19 protein-coding genes are annotated in these 23,015 nt (G+C 40.6%); 13 read left to right on the forward strand and 6 right to left on the reverse strand.

Translation table 11 applies throughout. The annotated features are described in order from the left end of the window. Window positions 1-11 precede the first annotated feature (11 nt). On the reverse strand, window positions 12-1,436 hold the full coding sequence (locus CWC16_RS08690) for a sodium-dependent transporter (protein ID WP_138541258.1): 1,425 nt from the start codon (window positions 1,434-1,436) through the stop codon (window positions 12-14). A gap of 186 nt (window positions 1,437-1,622) precedes the next feature. Between CWC16_RS08690 and CWC16_RS08695 the strand changes: the two genes are divergently transcribed. From CWC16_RS08695 to CWC16_RS08715, 5 genes are all read left to right on the forward strand, one after another. After that, window positions 1,623-1,925, forward strand: coding sequence for a YciI family protein (locus CWC16_RS08695; RefSeq protein WP_138541259.1), 303 nt, complete (start codon window positions 1,623-1,625; stop codon window positions 1,923-1,925). Between the two features lie 155 nt (window positions 1,926-2,080). After that, window positions 2,081-2,344: a PepSY domain-containing protein gene (locus CWC16_RS08700; RefSeq protein ID WP_055014386.1), complete on the forward strand. Its 264-nt coding sequence runs from the start codon at window positions 2,081-2,083 to the stop codon at window positions 2,342-2,344. A gap of 3 nt (window positions 2,345-2,347) precedes the next feature. Then, a complete protein-coding gene (locus tag CWC16_RS08705; protein WP_004586804.1) occupies window positions 2,348-3,022 on the forward strand; it encodes a response regulator transcription factor in 675 nt (224 codons plus the stop codon). Continuing rightward, window positions 3,016-4,353, forward strand: coding sequence for an ATP-binding protein (locus tag CWC16_RS08710; protein ID WP_138541260.1), 1,338 nt, complete (start codon window positions 3,016-3,018; stop codon window positions 4,351-4,353). The genes CWC16_RS08705 and CWC16_RS08710 overlap by 7 nt, the downstream gene beginning before the upstream one ends. Further along, window positions 4,340-4,744, forward strand: a complete 405-nt coding sequence (locus CWC16_RS08715; RefSeq protein WP_138541261.1) for a hypothetical protein — start codon at window positions 4,340-4,342, stop codon at window positions 4,742-4,744. The genes CWC16_RS08710 and CWC16_RS08715 overlap by 14 nt, the downstream gene beginning before the upstream one ends. Window positions 4,745-4,844: 100 nt before the next feature. Here CWC16_RS08715 and CWC16_RS08720 read toward each other — a convergent pair whose 3' ends face one another. After that, window positions 4,845-5,879, reverse strand: coding sequence for an AI-2E family transporter (locus tag CWC16_RS08720; protein WP_138541262.1), 1,035 nt, complete (start codon window positions 5,877-5,879; stop codon window positions 4,845-4,847). A gap of 170 nt (window positions 5,880-6,049) precedes the next feature. Here CWC16_RS08720 and CWC16_RS08725 point away from each other — a divergent pair, with 170 nt between their 5' ends. Both CWC16_RS08725 and CWC16_RS08730 read left to right on the forward strand, forming a co-directional pair. Beyond that, a complete protein-coding gene (locus CWC16_RS08725; protein ID WP_138541263.1) occupies window positions 6,050-6,943 on the forward strand; it encodes a TIGR01777 family oxidoreductase in 894 nt (297 codons plus the stop codon). 130 nt (window positions 6,944-7,073) lie between these two features. Further along, complete coding sequence (locus CWC16_RS08730) at window positions 7,074-8,249, forward strand: GGDEF domain-containing protein (protein WP_138541264.1); 1,176 nt, start codon at window positions 7,074-7,076, stop codon at window positions 8,247-8,249. Between the two features lie 50 nt (window positions 8,250-8,299). On the opposite strand, the gene CWC16_RS08735 is transcribed toward CWC16_RS08730, so the two are convergent. Both CWC16_RS08735 and CWC16_RS08740 read right to left on the reverse strand, forming a co-directional pair. Next, a complete protein-coding gene (locus CWC16_RS08735; protein ID WP_138541265.1) occupies window positions 8,300-10,852 on the reverse strand; it encodes a glycoside hydrolase family 3 protein in 2,553 nt (850 codons plus the stop codon). Further along, window positions 10,852-12,126 carry a sugar MFS transporter gene (locus tag CWC16_RS08740; RefSeq protein WP_138541266.1) on the reverse strand — a complete coding sequence of 425 codons (1,275 nt, stop codon included), beginning with the start codon at window positions 12,124-12,126 and terminating at the stop codon, window positions 10,852-10,854. The genes CWC16_RS08735 and CWC16_RS08740 overlap by 1 nt, the downstream gene beginning before the upstream one ends. A gap of 523 nt (window positions 12,127-12,649) precedes the next feature. Between CWC16_RS08740 and CWC16_RS08745 the strand changes: the two genes are divergently transcribed. The 3 genes from CWC16_RS08745 (at window position 12,650) to CWC16_RS08755 (ending at window position 16,438) form a co-directional block, all read left to right on the forward strand. Then, on the forward strand, window positions 12,650-13,981 hold the full coding sequence (locus CWC16_RS08745; RefSeq protein ID WP_138541267.1) for a GH1 family beta-glucosidase: 1,332 nt from the start codon (window positions 12,650-12,652) through the stop codon (window positions 13,979-13,981). 60 nt (window positions 13,982-14,041) lie between these two features. Continuing rightward, complete coding sequence (locus tag CWC16_RS08750) at window positions 14,042-15,370, forward strand: glycoside-pentoside-hexuronide (GPH):cation symporter (protein ID WP_138541268.1); 1,329 nt, start codon at window positions 14,042-14,044, stop codon at window positions 15,368-15,370. Between the two features lie 63 nt (window positions 15,371-15,433). After that, window positions 15,434-16,438: a LacI family DNA-binding transcriptional regulator gene (locus CWC16_RS08755; RefSeq protein ID WP_138541269.1), complete on the forward strand. Its 1,005-nt coding sequence runs from the start codon at window positions 15,434-15,436 to the stop codon at window positions 16,436-16,438. A gap of 112 nt (window positions 16,439-16,550) precedes the next feature. Here CWC16_RS08755 and CWC16_RS08760 read toward each other — a convergent pair whose 3' ends face one another. Then, complete coding sequence (locus CWC16_RS08760) at window positions 16,551-17,216, reverse strand: DUF2987 domain-containing protein (protein ID WP_171037637.1); 666 nt, start codon at window positions 17,214-17,216, stop codon at window positions 16,551-16,553. Beyond that, window positions 17,209-18,018, reverse strand: coding sequence for a glucosaminidase domain-containing protein (locus tag CWC16_RS08765; RefSeq protein WP_138541270.1), 810 nt, complete (start codon window positions 18,016-18,018; stop codon window positions 17,209-17,211). The genes CWC16_RS08760 and CWC16_RS08765 overlap by 8 nt, the downstream gene beginning before the upstream one ends. Window positions 18,019-18,232: 214 nt before the next feature. On the opposite strand from CWC16_RS08765, the gene CWC16_RS08770 reads away from it, so the two are divergent. The 3 genes from CWC16_RS08770 (at window position 18,233) to CWC16_RS08780 (ending at window position 22,953) form a co-directional block, all read left to right on the forward strand. After that, window positions 18,233-19,525 (forward strand): anti-phage deoxyguanosine triphosphatase, encoded by a 1,293-nt coding sequence (locus CWC16_RS08770; protein ID WP_138541271.1) that lies wholly within the window; start codon window positions 18,233-18,235, stop codon window positions 19,523-19,525. Window positions 19,526-19,634: 109 nt separating this feature from the next. Next, window positions 19,635-19,946 (forward strand): Mpo1-like protein, encoded by a 312-nt coding sequence (locus CWC16_RS08775; RefSeq protein WP_055014399.1) that lies wholly within the window; start codon window positions 19,635-19,637, stop codon window positions 19,944-19,946. A gap of 496 nt (window positions 19,947-20,442) precedes the next feature. Next, entirely contained in the window at window positions 20,443-22,953 is a 2,511-nt protein-coding gene (locus tag CWC16_RS08780) for a TonB-dependent receptor plug domain-containing protein (protein WP_249929200.1), read from the forward strand. The last annotated feature ends 62 nt before the right edge of the window (window positions 22,954-23,015 follow it).

The raw sequence follows: 23,015 nt of genomic DNA on the forward strand, positions 1-23,015 counted from the left end.
ATTTTTTTAGCCTAAAATCCAAATAACTTAAAGGCAAAAAACTTAGTCGCTACTGTGTTAATAAATATGGCTAATAAAATAACCGGAATAAACGTAGAAAGCGAAAAGTTAACGTATTTTTCCATAAAGCTGCCAGCGTAATTTGGTGAGCCTTGGCTTAACTCATCTGTTAGGCGCGCTTTTTTCCAGCGATACATAACAAATAAACACACCATTAAACCATTAAATGGCAATATTGTGTCGTAAAATACATCATAAACAATATCAAAAAAGCTTTTATTACCGCTGCCGTAACTCGTAAACGACGTTAGGCTATCAACCATGCCAAACGACATAGTACATAATATAGTTAATACACCTGTGGCTAGCGTTAAAATACCTAAGGCTTTTTTACGGCTTATCCCTTTACGGTCACTTAGGGTTGCTGTAGGTACTTCTACAATTGATACAAGCGATGTAATCGCAGCAAAAAACACTAATAAAAAGAACGAAAACGCCACTGCAGACGCACCAAAATAACCAATGTCATTTTGTAGTGCTAATAAAATTTTAGGTAAGTATACAAATATCATCGATACGGACGAATCAGAAAGCGCGGCTGGGTCAGTACTTGGATCAAAACTAAATATTGCCGGTAGCACCATTAAACCTGCTACAAATGCCACTAATGAGTCGGTAATAGCCACCATTTTTGCACTGCCAACAATGTCATCTTTTTTAGATATGTAAGAGGCGTACGTCATTAAAATACCCATACCTAGCGATAGTGAGAAAAACGCTTGGCTTAGTGCACCGTTAAGCACGCTGGCGCTCATTTTAGAAAAATCAGGAATAACATAATATTTAACACCCGCCATGGCGTTATCAAGCGTTAATACATACGCAACAAGGGCAAGCAACATCACAAATAAAGCCGGCATTAAAAATTTAGCGGCTTTTTCTATGCCTTGTTTAACCCCACCCAATAAAATAAGGTTAACAATAATAACTACCACAGCCATGTAGCCAAAAACAGTGTAGCTATTTATAAAACTGCCAAAATGATTCGGATCGGCCAGTGCTTCTAAATTACCCATGGCGGTTTGGCTTAAGTAACCAAAAATCCACACGGTAATAACCATGTAAAATACGGCAATCATAAACGGCGTTAATACTGCCAAAAAGCCTGCAAACTTCCATTTTTTATCGTTATTTGCCAGCGCTTTGTAAGAACCTAGTGGATCTTTTTGCGCGTTACGACCCATGGCCATTTCAGCCATCATGACCGGTAAACAAATAAAAGCAACAAACAAAGCGTATACAAGTAAAAATGCACCACCACCATTTTTAGTTGCTGAAACAGGAAAACCTACTAAGTTGCCAATACCTACTGCCGAACCTGCTGCAGCCAGTATAAAGCCAAGACGGGAGCTAAAGTGCTCTCTATTATTGCTCATGTATTAACCTTGTTATTTTTAAGTTATTCAAGCGACTCTACCAGTGTTGTGCCGCGCTTTTCAAGCAATTACCCACTAAAAATAATTAATAACTGTAAACCTAGCTTTAACGGTAATTTGTTCACCAACTATCAACGTTGTGCTAGTATTTGCGTTATTAAACTTAACATTTTTTTGAGAATGACTATGTTGTACATGATTTACTCAACCGACGTTGAAAACAGCTTACCGCTAAGAAAAGAAGCCCGCCCCGCCCACTTAGCACGCTTAAGCGAACTTGACTCTCAAAACCGTTTATTTGTTGCCGGCCCACTGCCAGCAATCGATAGTGAAGACCCGCAAGATGCTGGATTTACAGGCTCATTGGTCATTGCCGAATTTGAATCTCTTGAAAAAGCACGTGAATGGGCAGCAGCGGATCCCTACGTTGCAGCCGGCGTTTACGCAAACACCGTTGTAAAACCATATAAAAAAGTATTACCAGCATAACGAACTCCCTGAATTTAAAACGTTATTTAATTCAGGGTTGGTTCACAGCTAATTAATTAAGCTGGCGGATGTAAAAGCGCATATTGGACGTTTTTACTTGAGTTTTAGTAGCTTAGTTAATTAGAATAGCTGGGTTTGATCTAGGAGTTCCCGTCATGCGTGTATTATTAACCCTTGGTTTAATTGCCTGTATTAGCGTCAGTGGCGCCGTACACGCAAATACAACTGCTATTAAAGCAGTTAAAAAAACTGAGATCAGCAAAAAGAAAGCCGTAATACTTGCAAAAGAAGAAACTGACGGTAAAACCTTAAAAATTACAGAACAAGCAAAATTTTATACTGTACGTATACTCAAATCTGACGGCCACGTCGTTGATTTACATATAAATAAAAAAACCGGCGAAGTGAAAAAGGATTAGCAAATGCGAATTTTAGTTATAGAAGATGATTTACACTTAGCAGACAACCTACGTAATGCTTTAGAGAAAGAACGTTACAGTGTTGATTTATGTCACGATGGCGAAGCTGGCCTATTCCATATTACAGAATACCCGCTAGATATGGCGGTGGTTGATTTAGGCTTACCAAAAATTGACGGTATTGAGCTAATCAATAAAGCTCGTGCACAGGGCGTGACTATTCCTATTTTAATCTTAACAGCGCGCGACCGCTGGCAAGACAAAGTTGAAGGCCTAGATGCAGGTGCCGACGACTACTTAACCAAACCGTTTCATGTTGAAGAATTAATTGCGCGTTGTAATGCACTTATTCGCCGTAGTGCGGGTAAAGCAAATCCAGAAATGACAGCGGGTCCAATTAAAATTCATACTCGCTCGCAACAAGTATGGGTTAACGACAAAGAACTTAGCCTTACAGCTTATGAGTACAAAGTACTTGAGTATTTAATGGTTAACCCGCAAAAAGTAATTTCTAAATCAGAACTTACTGAGCACATTTACGACCAAGATTTCGATCTTGATTCTAACGTTATCGAAGTATTTGTACTTCGTCTGCGTAAAAAATTAGACCCTGAAGGCACATTAAACCCAGTAGAAACACTACGTGGGCGTGGTTACAGGCTTAAAAGTCAGTGGTAGCATCGCAAATATCGCTTAAAATAAGGCAAGGATTTATCCTTGTCTTTGTTTTATTGGTGGCATTGCCTATTTTGTTTTACTCGATTGGTAAAGCGTATTACGCCTCATTAATCGAAACCACCGAAAAAAATCTAGAAGCCCACTTATACTCTCTTATTTCTGAAGTCGACTTTACTGAGCGCGGCATTATTATGCCCAGCACAATTTTAACGCCTGAGCTTAATAACTTAAATTCAGATACCTACGCAATGATTTACCGCGATGATGTACCTGTGTGGCACTCAGAGTCTGCAGTAAACGTAAACTTTAAACCCGAGTACATAGAGCCTAAAGCAGGTGCGGCCGACTTTAGACGCGTGGTTTACAACAATGCGGTTTACTGGCAATTAAGCCTAACGGTCATTTTAAATAATATTGACCAATCTGAGCAGGCACGTTTTATATTACTCAAACGAAACGATGCATTGTTAAGGTTAATGGATGGCTTTAAGCAAACCTTAGTCGATTGGATGTTTATAATGGGTATTGCGATTGCCGGTTTAATGGCGATTGGGTTTATTTGGAGCGGCCGACCCTTACAGCGTCTTGATAAAGAAATAAAAGCTATTGAGTCGGGCGATATTCAAGAGATTAAAGGCTTATACCCTGTAGAGCTGCAAACGATTAAATCAGATTTAAATCTACTGCTAGAATCACAGCAGCGTCAAAAAGAGCGCTACAGAGCCTCTTTAAGTGACTTAGCACATGCATTAAAAACCCCCCTTGCTGTATTAAAATCAAGCCCGCTTGCTAATGATGCCGATGCCCAAGAGCAACTTGATAGAATTAATGTGATGATCGAGCATCAGTTAAAGCGTGCCGCTACTGGCGCCTCAGATACATGGAAAAAACAAACCCCAGTTAAACCTGTTATTGACTCTATTTTAAGTGCAATGGCTAAGGTATACCGCGATAAAGACATAATATTTAATTGCACCGTGACCGATAAAGATTACTTTTTAGGTGACCAGACAGATTTAATGGAATTACTGGGTAATTTAATTGATAACGCCTGTAAAGCGTGTCGCTCGCAAGTAGAAGTACAAGTCATTCAAAGTAAAACACTGTGCATAGGCATTAGTGATGATGGACCTGGTGTACCCGAGGATAAGCGCGAGTCTTTATTAACCCGTGGTACCCGCCTTGATACTTACGAAAGCGGCCACGGTGTAGGTATGGCGATAGTCTCTGACTTGGTTAAATCTTATAACGGGCACTTAACCATTAATAAGTCGGACACCTTGGGCGGCGCACAATTTATTTTAGAGTTTAATTACAATGATAAAAAATAGTCTTCTAATCACACTTGCAAGCCTATTAGCTTTAAGTGGCAATGCCAATGCACAAGATCAGTGCACGCTTGAGCAAAACGCAACGCCAAGTCAAACCAAACGTTACACGCAGTGTTTAGACACGCAAATAAATCAGGCTAAGTACAATCAAGGTACGTGGATTCAAAAACGTAAATATGAACTCACTAAACTAGAAGAACAAAGCGGAAACACGCAAATACTTATGCTATTTAAACGCAGCGTGGACAACCACCAAAAGTATATTGAATCAAGTTGCCAATGGCGCTATTTATTAAAGCTACCTAATGCCAGCCAAGCTGCTATTGATTACAAATTATGTGAACTTGCGCTTATTGAACAGTTTACGCAAGTACTTAAGAAACCACTTTAATAAGGGGTATCCCCCATAAAAAAAGCGATTAATACTGCGTATTAATCGCTTTTTTGTATTTATCAAACACGTCACTTTAAGCTATGGAAACAATTAGATATTATTTTTCGTCTATCGACTGACCAGTACCAAGTAGCGTAGCAACCCACCGCCCTTCATCACTTGCCTCAAGAGCTATTTTAACAATCATAGTAAGCGGTACCGATAGCAACATACCTACAGTGCCCAATAACCAGCCCCAAAATATTAACGACAAAAACACCACTAAGGTAGAAAGCCCAAGCCCTTTACCCATAAATTTAGGCTCTACAATGTTACCCATTACCGTATTAATAATTAGATACCCTGCGCCTACGAGGCCTGCAGTTAGGGGGCCTTGTGTGATCAGTGCTAATAATACGGCGGGTACTGCGGCAATAATAGAGCCTATGTTAGGAATATAGTTAAACATAAAGGCTAAAACGCCCCACAACACAAAGTAGTCAACATCTAAAATCCATAAATACAGCGCAGCGATCACACCGGTCCCTAAACTCACCAATGTTTTAATGGCTAAATATGAATTAATAGAAACCAAAAAGCGGTCAATTTGCTCCATTTTTCTATCTGGGTCGGCAAGTGCCATATGAATTTTTTTGCTAAGCGTAGGGCCTTCAAATAGCATAAATACAACAGTTAAAATAATCAGGAACATATTTGCCATTACGCCACCTAAGCCGGTAAGCATATTAGTGGCTACATCGACCATTTTACCTGGGTCAAACATAGAGAGAATTTGATCTCTGTCGATTAAAATGTTGTATTGCGATGCAAGATCGACCAACCATACAAACTCTTCTTTTAACTGGGCTTTATATTCTGGAAGTTGCTGAGAAAAGTCGTTAACTGATTGTCCTACCAAGCCACCTAAACTTACACCTAAGCCGACAATTATAAGCACCACAATAACAACAGAAACCCCTTTGGGGATACGATACCGGCCAAAAAATGTGATCAGCGGGTTGCATACAATGGCAATAAACGCTGCCAAAATAAAGGGAATAATAATAACACTTGCGGCCTTAATACCGGCTAATACAACCACCAGTGCGGCAAATATTATTAAACTTTTATTTACGCCAGTTAAACTTGCCAACGCGCCAATCCTTTTCTTATGAAATTCGCTTTAGTGTAAGGCAAAAACTAATTAAATGAAATATTTACAAAGTGATCGTTGTTTTTTAGTTAACGTAATAATTTGCATTAAGATAGTTTAAATAGTATACATTTTAAACAAATCGTACACTTAATTTTGGTAAGGTTTTTATGCATATTTTTTTTACAGGCGCCACTGGTCTAATTGGTAAACACCTAACGCCATTTTTGCTACATCATCATAAGGTAACGGTACTTAGCCGAAATAAAACCAAAGCCCATGTATTGCTTGGTCATAATATTGATGTAGTAAGCACCGTTGATGAGGTTAATTTTAACCATGTAGATACCGTGATTAATTTAGCCGGCGAACCTATCGTCAACAAACGTTGGACGCAGGCACAAAAACAAATAATTAAAAACAGTAGGATAAATCTTACCACGCAACTCAGCGATGCTATTTTAAATTGCACCACGCCCCCGGCTACATTTATATCTGGTAGTGCCATTGGCTATTATGGCCGCCAAGGTGATACCCCAGTAGACGAAGACACTAACGATGTTAATGATGAATTTAGCCATCAACTCTGTAAAGAGTGGGAGCACGCAGCACTAAAAGCACAAAGTGACAAAACACGGGTGTGCTTACTACGCACGGGCATTGTTTTAAGCAAAAATGGCGGCGCGTTAAGTAAAATGCTTCCTGCGTTTAAATTTTTTGCAGGCGGTCCCATTGGCGATGGGAAGCAAGGTATGTCGTGGATTCATATTGATGACATGATTCAGCTTATTTTATTTATTATTAAGCACACAGAGGTATCTGGGCCTGTTAATGCGACTGCTCCTACCCCCGTTAGCAATAAAACATTTAGCAAAAGCTTGGGTAAAGCATTGTCTCGCCCATCCGCTCTCACTATGCCAACCCCGGTGCTAAAAGTGTTAATGGGGGAAATGTCAGATTTGCTCACCACAGGGCAGTATGTAATACCCAAAAAAGCGTTAGCGCATAATTATCGTTTTCATTTTACAGATATAGACTCTGCATTAAGCAGCTTAATAAAATAAGGGGATTCAGCATAGATACACCTTACAAAGGTTATAAAATACTACTTAAAACTAAGCTGTTGTAATCAATGTAAGCCTTAGTATCTCGCCATAATTTAAAGTAGCCATTTAATAATAAAAGAACTTTTCTATGCTGCACTTACCAACCGTTATAAGCCTTTCTTTTATTTTAAACCTTATAATCGGGCTGTATTTTGTCTCTATTTATCAATATAAAAAACAAACAAGCTTTTTATATTTTGGCCTTGCTTGTATCACCTTTACGTTCGCCATTCTATGCGCAAGCTTACGCGTGATCATTGCATGGCCGTTTATTACCCATTATTTTGCCTGTCTATTTATTATTGCTTGCCCTCTTTTTTTAATTATGGGATTAAAAGCACTCAATCCGTTAAATAAAAGCATATGCAGACAAGTTAGCTCTTTACTCATTGTGGCTGCGGTATTTTTACTCGCAGTTTACAACACTGCAGCAGAGCAAATAGTGGTCAGTTTAACTGTGGCAGGGTTATTTGTGTATGCTTCGTATATTGTTTTAAACGCCCGCTTTATAGCAAAATTACAACAACGCATGTTATTGCTTTGCCTATTACTGCATGCGCTCGTTATGCTAATACAGGGAGTTTTATTACTGTTGCCGTTTGTTACTGCGTTCAACTTTAACTTTACCTCTGTTTTGCAATTTACTTTGAGCGTACACTTAATGCTTGCCACCAGCGCCGCCCTATTGCTGCCTTTTTTAGTGTTTGCCAATACAGAGCATACGCTCAACTCACTCGCTAATCGCGATCCATTAACCCAGCTATTAAATAAACGCGGCTTAAATGCAATTGCCAATACGTTATTTAGTAAAAATAATGCCGAACACCCTATTAGCATAATCATGGTCGATATAGACTTTTTTAAGCGCGTTAACGATGAATATGGACACGATGCAGGCGATGAAGCAATAAAATGGATTGCACAGCATATTGCAGCACTTTTTTCTAAGAGCGCGGTTACCGCGCGTGTTGGCGGCGAAGAGTTTGCTATTTTACTTAGCCACTGTACACTAAATGAGGCACAGAGCGCGGCAAACACCCTCAGGAAAAACATTAAAAATAAGCCTTTTAGCTATTTCGACAACGCCATTTGTTTAAAAATAAGCGCAGGGGTTGCATGCAGCAATACGCACACAAGCTCTTTTAAATCGCTACTTAGTGCGGCAGATAAGCGCTTGTATATTGCTAAAACCACAGGACGTGACAAAGTCATATATGAATCTGCACAAAACCCGTTTATAAGTAAAAAATCCGTATGCACATAAAAAAAGCCCTTCAATTGAAGGGCTTTGACATACGCACTAAAACAAAATGATTACTGACATTTAAGCCCAGCAGAGTCTGCCTTATTTGGCACAAACTGAATGTTTGCTACCGACACTGAGGCCTTGCTGCTTGCATGTAAACTGAACGGGCTTGTAAGGCTTGCAAAGTCTACACCTTGGTTAGCAAAACAACGTAAGTCTACCGACACCGACTGCCATTTATTTGTGATTGTTTGATCAACCATTTTACTCAAGGCAATCGCACCACCACACTCACCTGAACAAGTCATAGCAAGGTTTACGTCATCGGTTAGTGGTTCATTGAGTTTAATATCAAAACTAATCACGCCATTAGCCTCTAAATACGTAATGGTATCTTCAGCAAAACTTGTGACTATTTCAGCACTTGCCTTTTGCTCGCCACTAAAACTAAATTGGCGCGCGTCTTCTTGAACTGTTTTATCCTCAGTACGGTATTTAAGTGCACCCAGTTGATGAGTACTACTTGATACATCTAATAGTTCATCGCCAGATTTAAGTAATAAACGCCATGGAGCAACCGGTGCGCCAACTAAAATATCCATACTAGTGAGCGCTGAGTTATCTAATTTAGAGTTTTCGTCTAAATTATCAGCCAATACATTTTTATCGCCGTACGTTAAGCTAAAGCCGTACGGTAATAGAGGGCTGTAATCGTCATCGCCTTTATTAACCGTTGCTTGTACTGCTGTTTTAGGCCATGAAAACGAAAGCTTACCGCTAAAGTTATGCTGAATACTGCCATCTTTGGCTTTTAAAATAACATCGGCAATACCGCCGCCCTCTGTACCAGGCAGCCACGCTGCAACAAAAGCATCAGAGGCATTGAGCTCGCTGTTTACCCACATAGGACGACCCGAAATAAATACCGATACAACGGGTATACCTTGTGCCTTTAACGACTTTAATAATGCGAGCGATTTTTTATTACCACGCTCAAATTCTAGGTTATCTCTATCACCATGCCCTTCTGCATAAGGCTCTTCACCAAATACCACAACAGCTACATCTGGGCGCTGTTCATATGAGCCATCCACACTTAAAATAGCACGACCACCCGCCTGCGTAATTTGTTTTTCAAGGCCTGCATAAATAGACGTGGCACCAGGAAAATCAGCATTTTTGTTATTAGTCCCTTGCCAAGTGATACTCCAACCACCCGACTGCTTACCTATGTTATCGGCTCCATCGCCAGCAATTAATACAGTTTGATTTGCATCAAGAGGCAAAATATTGTTTTTGTTTTTAAGTAAAACAAGTGATTCGCGTACTGCTTGACGCGCAACTTCGCGGTGCTGCTGAGCACCAATTAGCTCAGTTTTACCCGAAAACTGACGTTTAGCCGGGCTTGGCTTATCAAATAAACCGGCACGTAATTTAACGCGTAAAATTCTACTTACTGCATCATCAATACGCGACATGCTGATTTCGCCAGCTTTCACTTGCGCTATGGTGTTTTCGTACAATGGCTTCCAAGCGCCAGTTGGCACCATAAAAATATCAAGCCCCGCGTTCACAGCCTGTGCACAACTTTCGTTTGTACAGCCTTCAATTTGGCCGTGGCCGTTCCAATCACCTACAACAAAACCATCAAAGCCCATGCGGGTTTTAAGCACATCGGTTAACAGGTATTTGTTGCCGTGGTTTTTAACTCCATGCCAGCTATTAAACGATGCCATAACCGACTGGCTCCCCGCCGATAAGCCGCCTACATAACCTTGGGCATGTATATCAAACAAATCTTGCTCGCTGTCGATATTATTACCTTGGTCATCGCCATCAACCGTCCCGCCATCACCTAAAAAGTGTTTAACGGTACTAATAACACGTTTATCACTTAAAAAATCGCCATCGGCCTTTCCCTGTAAACCATTTACAATTGCGGCTGAATAATCGCGTACAATGCGAGGGTCTTCTGAATAACCTTCATAGGTTCTGCCCCAGCGGTCGTCACGCACAACAGCCACTGTAGGTGCAAATACCCAATCAATGCCCGTCGCCATTACTTCAACCGCAGTGATAGCTGCTATTTGCTCAATCAATGCAGGGTTGTTTGCCGCACCTAAACCAATATTATGCGGAAATAAGGTCGCGCCAATTACATTATTGTGACCATGTACCGCATCGGTACCCCACATTGTGGGTATTTTACTGCCATCGATAGAATCATCTACCGACGCCTGATAAAAATCTTCAGCCAATTTTACCCAGTCCATGGGGGTTGCGTGTTTATCACCATTAGGAAACGCTCCTCCCCCGTTTAGGTATGAGCCAAAGCCATATTTGCGCATGTCTTCAACGGTAATATCACGAATTTCTGGTTGAATCATTTGAGCCACTTTTTGCTCAAGCGTCATTGTTTTTAAATAATCTGCTATTTTGGCTTCAATTTGTGGGTCTTGTTTTACGGCAATATTAAGTTTTGGCCAAATTTGCGCTGTTTTAGACACCTCATTATTCGCCTCAGGAGTTGTTGTCGCGTCATTTGAACAAGCCGATAAAATGCCTACTGATGCAATTAATGAGGCACGTGCTATTTTGTTAAGTGAAAAAGGGGTTTTCATTATAGAGTCTCCTGAACTTGAACTGGTTTGCTTCCGCTTAAACCATAAAACGCGATAAATAAGTAACAAAAAATTGGTAAAACATAAGAAAGCTGAACACCCACATTATCAGCAAGCGCACCTTGTAAAAGTGGCACAATTGCCCCCCCTACAATCGCCAAACACAATATGCCAGAGCCTTGCGCGGTGTGCTTTCCAAGTCCATTTAGCGCTAAACTAAAAATAGTAGGGAACATAATAGAATTAAATAATCCAACCAGTAGGATTGACCACATTGCTAATTGACCCGACGTGCTCATGGCTATAACCACTAAAATAATAGCCATAGTTGCATTAAAGCCAAGTACTTTGCCAGCGGGTAATTTTTGCATTACCGCTGCACCAATGAAACGCCCTACCATAGCACCACCAAAATAATAGGTGATGTAATGAGCAGCCACATGTTCTTTTAAACCGGCAATATTTTCTTGTGCTAAAAAGCTAACTAAAAAACTGCCAATGGCAACTTCTGCACCTACATACATAAAAATACCCACAGCACCGAGTGTAAGGTGGCGGTATTGCCATGCACTGCCCTCTATTGTCTCTAACTTTTGTGCGGCTTCTTTTTGCTCACTCATTATGTCTGGCAATTTAAGCCATGCAAAAATACCGGCTAGTAAAATAAGCATGCCAGCTAATAGTAAATAAGGAAGTTGTACCGATTCTGCGTTTTGTGCCGGTGTTAAAAACGCCTCAGAGGCAGAGTCAAGAATCAAAAATGCACCAAATGTAGGGGCAACCGTAGTACCAAGCGCATTAAATGCTTGCGTTAAGGTAAGGCGAGAAGACGCTGTTTGAGGGGCGCCAAGTAAACTTACATAAGGGTTAGCCGAAACCTGCAACAGGGTAATACCGCTTGCCAGAACAAATAAAGTAAACAAAAATACTGGGTAATTATGTAGTGCCGCGGCTGGGTAAAAAAGCACACAACCCAATGCAGCTATAAGTAACCCCGCTACAATGCCTTTTTTGTAACCTAATTTTTTAACTATATGGCCACTTGGCAATGACATTAAAAAATAAGCCCCAAAAAAACAAAACTGAACCAGCATTGCTTGAACATAAGTTAAGTTAAACACCGCTTTTAAATGCGGAATTAAAATATCGTTTAAGCAGGTGATAAATCCCCACATAAAAAATAAAGTCGTTAAAGACGTTAATGCAAAGCCATAGTTTTTATCTGGGTAGCTTTGCGATTGTGTGTGTGTCGTCAGTGGTGCTGAACTGGCCATAGGCTCTCCGCAATTTATTATTATAAATTAGGGCGTGTTGTTCTTTGCGGATTGAGATTTGTTCAATCTAGGGGCGATTAAATCGCGGCGCGAGGTTTGTAACCTAGTGGGCTAAGTAAAAACCAAGCAACAAAGAGTTAATCGTCCCTAGAAAGAACCCGAAGGGCAACGCATGTTTGGCATTTATGCTGCGTTATCGCCTATTTATGGGGAATAACCACACTTCATAGGCTCTGCCTTGCCTAAAACCAAACATACAGCTGCAAATTCAACCATCAAAGAGCAATACGCCCTAATACAAAAGTCGTTATTAAAAATTGCCGTGTATCCCAGCAACATTAAAGAGTTGACCTTCGTATCAATTAACACTAATCTAAAAATGTAAGCGCTTTCACGTGTAATTAAATACGAACATGTAACATATTTCAACAAGTTTTATTTTTTTATAAACGCGCCCTTACGCTTCATCGCAGTAAATACAGTGGCTATTTATGCATTTAAGGTTTAAAAAGGTTTGTTACTAATGACAAAATTATCGTTACCATCTCATTCACCTCTATTAACAAAAAACTTTGTTTATGGTGTGGCTACGGCATCATTTCAAATTGAAGGTGGGGTTGAACATCGCCTGCCCTGTATATGGGATACCTTTTGCGATACACCAAACAAAATAGCCGACAACTCAAATGGGCATGTTGCCTGCGATCATTACAACCAGTGGCATAACGATATTGAATTAATAGACTCTCTCGGTGTTGATGCGTATAGACTTTCTATATCTTGGCCGCGAGTAATGACCTTATCGGGAGAACTAAATCCTGAGGGCGTAAAGTTTTATACTAATATTCTTGATGAGCTTAATAAGCGCAACATTAAAGCGTTTGTAACGCTATATCACTGGGATTTACCCCAACATTTAGAAGATAAAGGCGGCTGGTTAAATCGCGATACCGCTTATGAATTTGCTCGGTATGTAAAGCTTATTAGCCAAGCATTTGGCGAACGAGTATTTTCGTACGCGACCCTAAATGAGCCATTTTGCAGTGCATTTTTAGGCTACGAAGTAGGTATACATGCCCCAGGTTTAGTAGGCAAACAATATGGTAAAAGAGCAGCGCACCATTTATTACTTGCCCATGGCTTGGCAATGGATGTGCTAAAGCACATCTCCCCTAATACTCAAAATGGTATTGTGCTTAATTTTACACCTTGTTATCCATTAACGCAGTCACCAGCAGATATTAACGCCGCTTCCTACGCCGATGATTATTTAAATCAGTGGTATATGAAACCAATAATGGACGGCCAATACCCCGATATTATAAAGCAGCTTCCTGGCAATCAGCAGCCTGAAATCCACCCAGGCGACATGGATATAATTTCACAATCTATGGATTACTTGGGCATTAACTTTTATACGCGCCAAGTATACAAAGCACACCCTAGCGAAATATACGAGCCACTTGCTCCACAAGGACCGTTAACCGATATGGGCTGGGAAATTTACCCGCAGTCGTTTACCGATCTACTTGTAACACTTAATAATACCTATACCTTACCGCCTGTTTATATTACCGAGAACGGCGCAGCGATGCCCGACACCATTAAAAATGGCGAGGTAAATGATGCAGATCGCGTAAACTATTACAACAGCCACTTAAATGCGGTGCATAATGCCACAGTACAGGGTGTTAATATTATTGGTTACTTTGCGTGGAGCTTAATGGATAATTTTGAATGGGCAGAAGGCTATTTAAAACGCTTTGGCATTGTTTACGTTGATTATAAAACTCAGCAACGTACTATAAAAGCCAGTGGCCAAGCTTATAAACACTTGATACAAAGCCGTAAGTAACCAATGAAGTCTATTCGATTAATCGCATAAATAAAAATCAAAAAGCGAGAACCTAACATCATGATAAGTGTAAAAGAAAAAATAGCCTATGGCCTTGGTGATACGGCAAGCAATATTATTTTTCAAACAGTTATGATGTTTTTAATGCTTTACTACACTGATGTAGTAGGGCTTTCTCCTGCTGTGGTAGGCACCCTATTTTTAGTGGTTAGGTTATTTGATGCCATCACTGACCCAGTTATGGGTAATTTAGCCGATAAAACTCAGTCTCGCTTTGGCCATTTTAGGCCCTATTTATTATGGCTTGCCCTGCCCTTTGCGCTTATTAGTATTTTAGCGTTTACCACTCCAGAGCTTGAAGGCACTGATAAAATTATTTACGCCTTTACTACCTACACCTTGCTTATGGTGGCGTATACCGCCATAAATATTCCTTACTGTGCATTAGGCGGCGTGCTCACAAGCGATGTAAAAGAACGTGTAAGCGTGCAATCGTATCGATTTGTATTTGGTATGTTAGGCGGCGTTATTGTTGCGGGCAGTACCATGCCAATGGTTGAATATTTTGGCCAAGGCGATACCGCCAAAGGGTATCAATACACTATGACGGCAATGAGCTTGCTTGGCTTAGTGTTATTTTTACTGTGTTTTTTTGGTACAAAAGAGCGTATAGAGCAACCGCCAGAACAAAACCTGTCGTTGTTCAAAAGTTTAAAAACCTTAGTTAAAAACGATCAATGGCGAGTCCTGTGCGCTGCCGCGCTATTTTTACTTACGGGCCAAGTAATACGTCTAACCTTAGGGGTTTATTACGTTAAATACTATTTAGGGCAAGAAGATTTAATTACCTCCTTTATGACCCTAGGGGTGGTTGCCAGTATGATTGGGTGTGCTTTTGCTCAGCCGTTGGCTAAGCGGTTTTGTAAAATAAAAGCTTATATTAATTTGCAGTTAATCGCTGCGAGCATATGTAGTGCGAGCTATTTTATCTCCCCAGATAACATTACCTTGGCATTTGCCGCTTTTATTTTATGGAAGTTCTTTTTAGATATGGCTACCCCGCTACTGTGGGCCAAAATGGCTGACACCATAGACTACGGGCATCAAAAAACTGGGGTAAGAATTACCGGCCTTGTGTATTCGGGCGTTATATTTTTTATAAAAATGGGAGTGGCATTAGGCGGTGCAATTGCAGGCTGGCTGCTGGCTTTTTATAATTACCAAGCGCAAACAATGCAGAGCTTTGATACGCAACAGGGTATTTTATTATCGTTCACTATTATACCAGCGTTTGGCTCTTTGTTTGTTGCATTTATTATGCGTAAATACACGCTCAATAATGCACAGTTGGCCTCTATACAGGCCTCGCTAAAAACTAGTGCTAGTTAACATTTGATGGGTACGGTATTATTTGCCCGCCAAAATAAAGGATATAAGTGAGTTAACAATAACATGGCCACAATTTATGAAGTGTCAGAACTTGCTGGCGTATCGTTAGCGACTGTGTCACGGGTAATGAATAAAAATACACGAGTCAGTGAAAAAACCACTAAAAAAGTACTCGATGCTATGCAGCAGTTAGGCTATAAACCTAACTCTATTGCGCAATCGCTTGCCTCAAACAGAACCAACAGCGTGGGTATATTGGTCTCAGAGCTTCATGGTCCTTTCTTTGCTCAAATGATGGCGGGGATCGAATCAGCCCTACGCGCTGCCGGCAAGCACGTTATTATTACCACCGGCCACAGTGAAGACGATAAAGAAAAAAACGGCATTGAATTTTTAATTAGCCGCAAATGCGATGCACTCATTTTACATGTAGAGTCAGTCAGTGATGATTACCTAGTTGAGCTTAGTAAAGGCAAAACCCCTATTTACTTAATTAACCGTTACGTACACTCACTTGAAAGTAACTGCATTAGCCTAGATAACGAACTTGGCGGTTACTTAGCCAGTAAATCTATTGTTGAGCAGGGCCATACAAATATTGCCTATATTGCTGGGCCGCAGGTCAAGGCCGATGCCAGAAACCGCTTAAAAGGGCATAAAAAAGCACTGCGCGAAAACAATATCCCCTTTAATGAGGCGCTATTTTACGAAGGTGATTTTAACGAAATTGGCGGCAGCAAAGGCCTTGAGAAACTGCTCAATACACGTATTCCGTTTAGTGCTTTGGTGTGTGCTAATGATGAAATGGCATCAGGCGCAATGAAATACGCCCGTGAGTACGGCTTTAATTTACCAGAGGATTTATCGGTTATAGGCTTTGATAACGTTATATTTGCCAACTACCTTTACCCTACGTTAACTACCATAGATAACCCAGTGGAAGAAATGGGTGAAATGGCTGCTAAAATGGTGCTACAAGATGTGTATCAGCATAAAAACTTACACATAAACCGCGTGTTTGAACCCACGCTAATTAAACGTGACTCAACCCAACCACTGCCAAAATAACGCATAAAAAACGAATAAAAAACGGCGCTATTTAAGCGCCGTTTTTTATTAACCCCCAGTAATACCAATCTGCAATAAAACTTAATCATTTAATTATGCGGATTGGTATAACTTATTTTGCTATCCACGGGGTTACTTTAACTACATTTTCTATATCGCCGAGCAGATTTACGTCACCTTCCCAGTTATCTTGTACTGCAAAGTAGCATACTGATTTTTCGCATTGTATATGTGGATTATTAAAAACCACAGGCTCTTTAAACGTGACAGCAACGCCTTTTTGCTCAGGTAATAAAAACCACATAAGCTTACTAACAAAAAAGCCCGACAAATCAGTTAAAAGCCCATCTAACTCGTTATTAATTGTATACAACGAATCTTTAGTTAAGTTTAACCCTTCAAACTCACTGGCTTCAATTTGTAGTTTTAACTGGCAATCGTGATCAGGGTTTTGTGGCTCAACAACAATAACGGCTTTATCCGTATCGAGCTGCTTATCAAACGGTAAAAGTAACTGCGCTTTATCAGTAAAATTAAGCGGGTATTCGTTATTTTCAGTTAAAATTGTGCCGCTTTTAATGGCACATGCTTCGTTTGTAGCAATATCGCTAATGTAAAAGTTAACCCGTGCATACTGAAAGTCGCCCTTGTTTACCACTTTTAATCTATCGTAAAAGCCATCGTACGACATAACAAACTCTTTAGCATTAACGGTACTGGCCGCTAGGCTCAATAAAATAAGTAATGCATTAGTATTAATAAGTCGTTTATTATTCATCAAAGTAAGCTCTGTTTTGGTTAATCATAGTATTTAACTCTTCTATGTAGGCCTCGCCGCGTTCTGAATACGACATTAAACCATGCGTTAGTGCTGTAGCCGCTATGGGTTTTTGTTGCCGGCGTAAATCTTCACGTATCAGGCGTAACTCTTTGTAGGCATTATGCGTGTTAATATTTCTAAAATACGAGCTAACTGCCGCGCGTACCGACTTAAATGCAGCCACTTCGTGCGCGGCACCAGTATTACGGCGTCTTGGCACCATACCGCACCCTTTTGAGTAGCACCATTGGCCAAAAAAGTTAAGCCCGATGCGTGCAAAGCGCGATGTACCCCACGCCGACTCATTCGCCGCTTGCATTAGCGCAAGCTCTTTAGGAATAATATCAACACGGCGCAGCGCTTGCGTTAAAATTAGGGTGTTTAGCGTTTCAGGCAAGCCATAGGCTTTTAAAATATTAACGATGTCGCGCTGTTGTTTTTTCTCAAGCGGTTCGTTGTATTCAAGCATCATCAGCGCAATTTCTAACTTAGCACGTTGCTGTAATATTTTTTTATTTTCAGCCTCAACATGTGGGCGAATAAAATCAAAAAACGCCTGTTTTTTCTCTTTCACATCAGCAAATTCAGAAAACTTAGGTAAGGTAACATTGTGCAGGGGTTTTTCTTTTTTTTGCACCTTTTTAGGTTGTTCATCTGTGGTCTGTTCTTCAACCTCTTGCTCATTACTTTGCATAAATGGGTATGCAAGCGCCCATAAAAAAAATACGCTTAGTAACAGCTTTAAAATGGTTTTTAGCATGTACTCTCTCAATCTAACTACAAATTATGCGTGGCAAAAACACACGCATATGAACGCCCATTATACCTAAGCCACTATATAAACGCGAATAACCTGCTTCGTTCATTCGCAATTTATAAGCACAAAGGTATACTGAGCGAGTAGCCAATTATGATCATTAAACGCGCTATAATTAAAATAACCTCTTGTTTGATAACGTTTTAGGTAAGGCAGTATGGATAAGCAATGGCAACAACGAATAATAGAGCAAGCAAAACACCGCCCTAACGATAATCGCTCACCTTGGCAAGTAGACCGCTCTCGAATAATACATGCTGCAGCATTTAGGCGTTTACAAGCAAAAACCCAAATTATGGGGATAGGCTTAAACGACTTTTATCGCACACGCTTAACACATTCTTTGGAGGTATCGCAAATTGGTACCGGCATATTGCGGCATTTAAAAGCACAGCACAGCGACTTTACACACTTTCCCTCTACCGGTTTATTAGAAACCTTATGTTTAGCTCACGATATAGGCCATCCCCCGTTTGGCCATGGCGGCGAAATTGCCTTAAATTATATGATGCGTGAGCACGGTGGATTTGAAGGCAACGCACAAACATTGCGTATAGTCGCTAAACTTGAGCCATACTCTGATGGTCACGGCATGAACCTAACGCGCCGCACGTTGCTAGGATTTATAAAATACCCTGCCTATATAAATGATTTATGGCACACAATTCCTGATGTAAATAGCGCACGCTCATTTATAAAAGCAGATGATTGGCGCCCCGCTAAAGGCTTATACCACGATGACGCGCAAATATTTGAGTGGATCATTGCCCCTTTAAGCAACAACGATAAGGCCCTATTAACAAGCCATACGCCAGTAGATCAGTACCGTGCAAAAACCCGTTATAAATCGTTAGATAGCGCCATAATGGAACATGCCGATGACATAGCATATGCAGTGCACGACCTAGAAGATGCCATAGCTACTAAAGTGCTCACACTAGATGATTGGCAAACACATGCATTACCCCACTTAAACGCACTTAATTACGATTGGTTAAACACTAAATTAGACTCGCTCACCCAACGCTTGTTTTCAAAAAACGACTTTGAACGTAAAGACGCCATAGGCGAGCTGGTCAATATGTTTATTATTCATATTCATTTAGATGTGCAGCATGGTGATTTTGAATGCCCTATTTTAAAGTACACCGCAAAGCTGGACCCACAGTACGAGCGCGTTTTGCAAATATTAAAGCATTTTGTATTTAAGCGCTTAATACGTGATCCCGAAATGCAGCAAATAGAGTTCAAAGGTCAAAACTTACTAATTGAGTTATTTACCGCTTTTGCCAGCGACCCACTGCGTTTATTACCCGAAACAACGCAAGCACTGTATCTAGAAGCTGAAAAACAAAACCAAGGGATGCGCATAATATGCGACTACCTAAGCGGCATGAGCGACGAATACGCTTATAAAACGTACCAAAGGCTGTTTTCGCCAGTTCAATAAATTTAACTACGTGCATTGGTGTGTATTGGGCGTTCTTACTCAAAATTTACCTGCAAAGACTATTAAACCTTTGTATATTTATTAAACTATAAAAATAAGAGCATGGATTATGAACACACCACACACTTTTAACTCCTTTAAAGCGTTTTACCCCTACTACCTAAAAGAGCACCGTAATGTAACCTGCCGACGGCTACATTTTATAGGCAGCACTTTAGTGCTTGTAGTTATTACTATTGCCTTAATTAAACAACAATATAGCTTGCTGTGGCTATTACCGATTATTGGTTATGGATTTGCGTGGGTTGGGCATTTCTTTTTTGAAAAAAACCGCCCTGCTACATTTAAGCACCCATTTTATAGCTTATGGGGAGATTGGGTTATGTTTAAAGATATACTTATCGGTAAAATTAAATTTTAATTTTTATATTATTTTCTTATAAAAATCATTCGTAACCTTTTTAAACGCTATACAAATTGTAAATTAAATAACCCACCATCAAATGTTAATTAACTTAACATTTTACGGTGGGTTATACACATATTTTTAAAGCTCATTAATTAATGGCACATTTCTAAAGGCACGTACACTGCTCTTACCTGTTAATTAAAAGTAAACACGCAAGCAAAAATAATTTCAAGGCCTATCAGTCGCTTACAAAAAGCAGCCTAGTTATAACTTTTATCTCACTTAGATTCATTTATATAAAATTGTAATTATATACCTCGTTATTTTAATTGAATGTTATTCAATTGACTCATTTTGTTAATGCGGTTTATGTTTTCAAAGCCGATAAAATAAATTAGCGGTTATAAAATAAAAATTTAAATCAATGGGTAATCAAACGAGGATCAACATCATGCATAAAAGCCTACCGTTTAGGTTAAATAAAGTAAAAGTGAGCACAGTGCTTGCCATGGGTACATCGCTTTCGTTATGTAGTGCGTTTTCTGCGCACGCGGCAGAGCAATCAACCCAGGTCCAAGAAGATATAGAACAAATTAGCGTTATTGGCTCACGCCGATTAGGTCGTACTGTAGAAGATAGTGCCGTTCCTATTGATATTATTGGCGCTGAGGCGCTTACCAGTTCAGGCCTTACGGAAACAAACGCGCTACTGAGCAATTTATTACCGAGCTTTAATTTTCCGCAGGCATCGCTTACCGATGGCAGTGATCATGTACGCCCTGCACAACTACGTGGTTTAGCACCCGATCATACCTTAGTGCTGGTTAATGGAAAGCGACGTCATAGTAGTGCACTGCTCAACCTTAATGGTTCAACGGGCCGTGGCTCATCGTCTGTCGATCTAAATGCAATACCAGCTAATGCAATTGAACGCATTGAAGTTTTGCGTGATGGCGCAGCGGCGCAATACGGCTCTGATGCAATAGCAGGTGTGATTAATATTGTACTTAAAAGCGCAAGCAGCGGCGGCTCTCTTGCAGCTATTTATGGAGCAAATATTACCGAAATGGATGGCGTACCTGAGCTTGATTCGGTATCTGAGGGTAGCGATGGCAACTTAGCATTTACCGAAGGTAGCGATCGCTCTTTAACCGATGGGCAAACGCTCACTTTGCAAGGTAATATTGGTTTAGAGCTGGGTGATAATGGCTTTTTAAACATTTCGACTGAATACCGCGACCGCCACTCAACTAACCGTGCCGATTACGATCAACGCGAAAACTACGACCGATTAGAAGATGGCTCACTCGACCCTCGCGAGTTTACCGTTAACCGCTATAACCATAATTTTGGTAACGGCGATGTAGAAGACCTATCGGTTTTTTATAATGCAGGGTATCAACTAGCCAACGATGTAGATTTGTATTCATTTGGCTCTTACTCTAAACGTGAAGGCGAAGGCGCAGGTTTTTATAGGCGCGCAAGCGATAGCCGTAATATTCAAGCAATATACCCCGACGGTTTTTTACCTGTGATCACCTCATATATAAACGACTACTCACTCGCGTTAGGTGTTAAAGGTTTTATAAGTGATTGGAACTACGATGTATCGGCTGTGTATGGTGAAGATGCATTTGAATTTGGCGTAACCAATAGTTTAAATACGTCGTACGGACCAACTAGCCAAACAACTTTTGATGCAGGTACGTTGACATACGATCAACTTACTTTAAATGTCGATTTAAGCCGCGAAGTTGATGTGAGCTTTCTTGAAAGCGCGGTGAGTGTTGCCATAGGCGCTGAGTACCGCACAGAAGGTTATCAAATAGAAGCTGGCGAAGAAGCCTCATACGCACAAGGCACATTTGGTCCAGGCGGTGCGGTCACAGGTGAAGATGGCCCATTTGGTGCTGCAGGTGCGCAAGTATTCCCAGGCTTTACACCTGAATCAGAAGGTAACAACAGCCGCCATAATGTTAGCTTTTACATAGATTTAGAAACCTACCTGACAGATGATTGGAACATAGCTGTGGCAGCGCGTTATGAGGATTACTCAGATTTTGGTGATACACTTAACGGCAAAATTGCAACGCGCTATTCGTTAACTGAAGATTTAGCCATACGCGCTTCAGCGTCAACAGGGTTTAGAGCGCCTTCATTACAGCAGCAATATTTTACCTCAGTTGCTACTGTATTTGTTGATAGCGTTCCGACCGAAACCGGCACCTTTGCACCAAGCAGTGATGTAGCCAAAGCGCTTGGCTCGCCGGGCCTTGATGCCGAAGAAGCCACAAACTACGGGGTTGGCTTTACTTGGTCTACCGACTTTAATTTCAGCTTATCTGTTGATTACTATCAAATACTAATTGATGACCGGATTGTTTTATCTAACAATTTATCGGGCGCTGCAATAGAAGAGTTGCTAGAAGGCACAGGGGCTAACCAAGGCCGTTTTTTCTTAAACGCTATAGATAGTAAAACGCGCGGTGTTGATGTGGTTGCCTCGTACAACTTAATCACCGATGGCTACGGCGATATTGCCTTTAACTTGGGGTATAACTACGGCAAAAATGAAGTCACTGATATTATTGACCCGCCTGCTGAGCTGCAAGGTGCTGGGTTTGATCAAGACAACTTGTTCTCAGGTACAGAGCTGCGCCGCTTTGAAGTAAGCACCCCGCGCAACAAATACAATTTAAGTGCTACATGGACTCATGATGAACTTCGCGCCACACTAAGAACAACCCGTTATGGTGAAACGCAAGACCCATCATCAACGCCTGAGCTAAACGAAGTATTAAAACCTAAGTGGATCACTGATTTAGATGTCGCCTATGCCGCTACCGATAACTTAACGCTTAGTTTAGGTGCCAATAACATTTTTGATGTATACCCAGATCCAACCCGCGAAAATGTAGAAGAAGTCTCTACTTTTTCTCGCTTGTTTGCGTATTCAAGCTTTTCGCCCTACGGATTTAATGGCCGTTACGTGTACGGCAAAATAGAAATGAAATTTTAAGTGCTAAGCATTTCAAAAAGTACTCAAAACACAAAAGCCACCTAGTCGGTGGCTTTTTACTG

Origin of the sequence: Pseudoalteromonas sp. S3776 (assembly GCF_005886915.1) — a bacterium.
Taxonomy (GTDB): Bacteria; Pseudomonadota; Gammaproteobacteria; order Enterobacterales; family Alteromonadaceae; genus Pseudoalteromonas.

Excerpts from the sequence above, each read along its gene's own strand:
- CWC16_RS08690 (WP_138541258.1), bottom strand. The coding sequence starts at position 1,436 with ATGAGCAATAATAGAGAGCACTTTAGCTCCCGTCTTGGCTTTATACTG.
- CWC16_RS08695 (WP_138541259.1), top strand. The coding sequence starts at position 1,623 with ATGTTGTACATGATTTACTCAACCGACGTTGAAAACAGCTTACCGCTA.
- CWC16_RS08700 (WP_055014386.1), top strand. The coding sequence starts at position 2,081 with ATGCGTGTATTATTAACCCTTGGTTTAATTGCCTGTATTAGCGTCAGT.
- CWC16_RS08705 (WP_004586804.1), top strand. The coding sequence starts at position 2,348 with ATGCGAATTTTAGTTATAGAAGATGATTTACACTTAGCAGACAACCTA.
- CWC16_RS08715 (WP_138541261.1), top strand. The coding sequence starts at position 4,340 with ATGATAAAAAATAGTCTTCTAATCACACTTGCAAGCCTATTAGCTTTA.
- CWC16_RS08725 (WP_138541263.1), top strand. The coding sequence starts at position 6,050 with ATGCATATTTTTTTTACAGGCGCCACTGGTCTAATTGGTAAACACCTA.
- CWC16_RS08730 (WP_138541264.1), top strand. The coding sequence starts at position 7,074 with ATGCTGCACTTACCAACCGTTATAAGCCTTTCTTTTATTTTAAACCTT.
- CWC16_RS08735 (WP_138541265.1), bottom strand. The coding sequence starts at position 10,852 with ATGAAAACCCCTTTTTCACTTAACAAAATAGCACGTGCCTCATTAATT.
- CWC16_RS08740 (WP_138541266.1), bottom strand. The coding sequence starts at position 12,126 with ATGGCCAGTTCAGCACCACTGACGACACACACACAATCGCAAAGCTAC.
- CWC16_RS08745 (WP_138541267.1), top strand. The coding sequence starts at position 12,650 with ATGACAAAATTATCGTTACCATCTCATTCACCTCTATTAACAAAAAAC.
- CWC16_RS08750 (WP_138541268.1), top strand. The coding sequence starts at position 14,042 with ATGATAAGTGTAAAAGAAAAAATAGCCTATGGCCTTGGTGATACGGCA.
- CWC16_RS08755 (WP_138541269.1), top strand. The coding sequence starts at position 15,434 with ATGGCCACAATTTATGAAGTGTCAGAACTTGCTGGCGTATCGTTAGCG.
- CWC16_RS08760 (WP_171037637.1), bottom strand. The coding sequence starts at position 17,216 with ATGAATAATAAACGACTTATTAATACTAATGCATTACTTATTTTATTG.
- CWC16_RS08765 (WP_138541270.1), bottom strand. The coding sequence starts at position 18,018 with ATGCTAAAAACCATTTTAAAGCTGTTACTAAGCGTATTTTTTTTATGG.
- CWC16_RS08770 (WP_138541271.1), top strand. The coding sequence starts at position 18,233 with ATGGATAAGCAATGGCAACAACGAATAATAGAGCAAGCAAAACACCGC.
- CWC16_RS08775 (WP_055014399.1), top strand. The coding sequence starts at position 19,635 with ATGAACACACCACACACTTTTAACTCCTTTAAAGCGTTTTACCCCTAC.
- CWC16_RS08780 (WP_249929200.1), top strand. The coding sequence starts at position 20,443 with ATGGGTACATCGCTTTCGTTATGTAGTGCGTTTTCTGCGCACGCGGCA.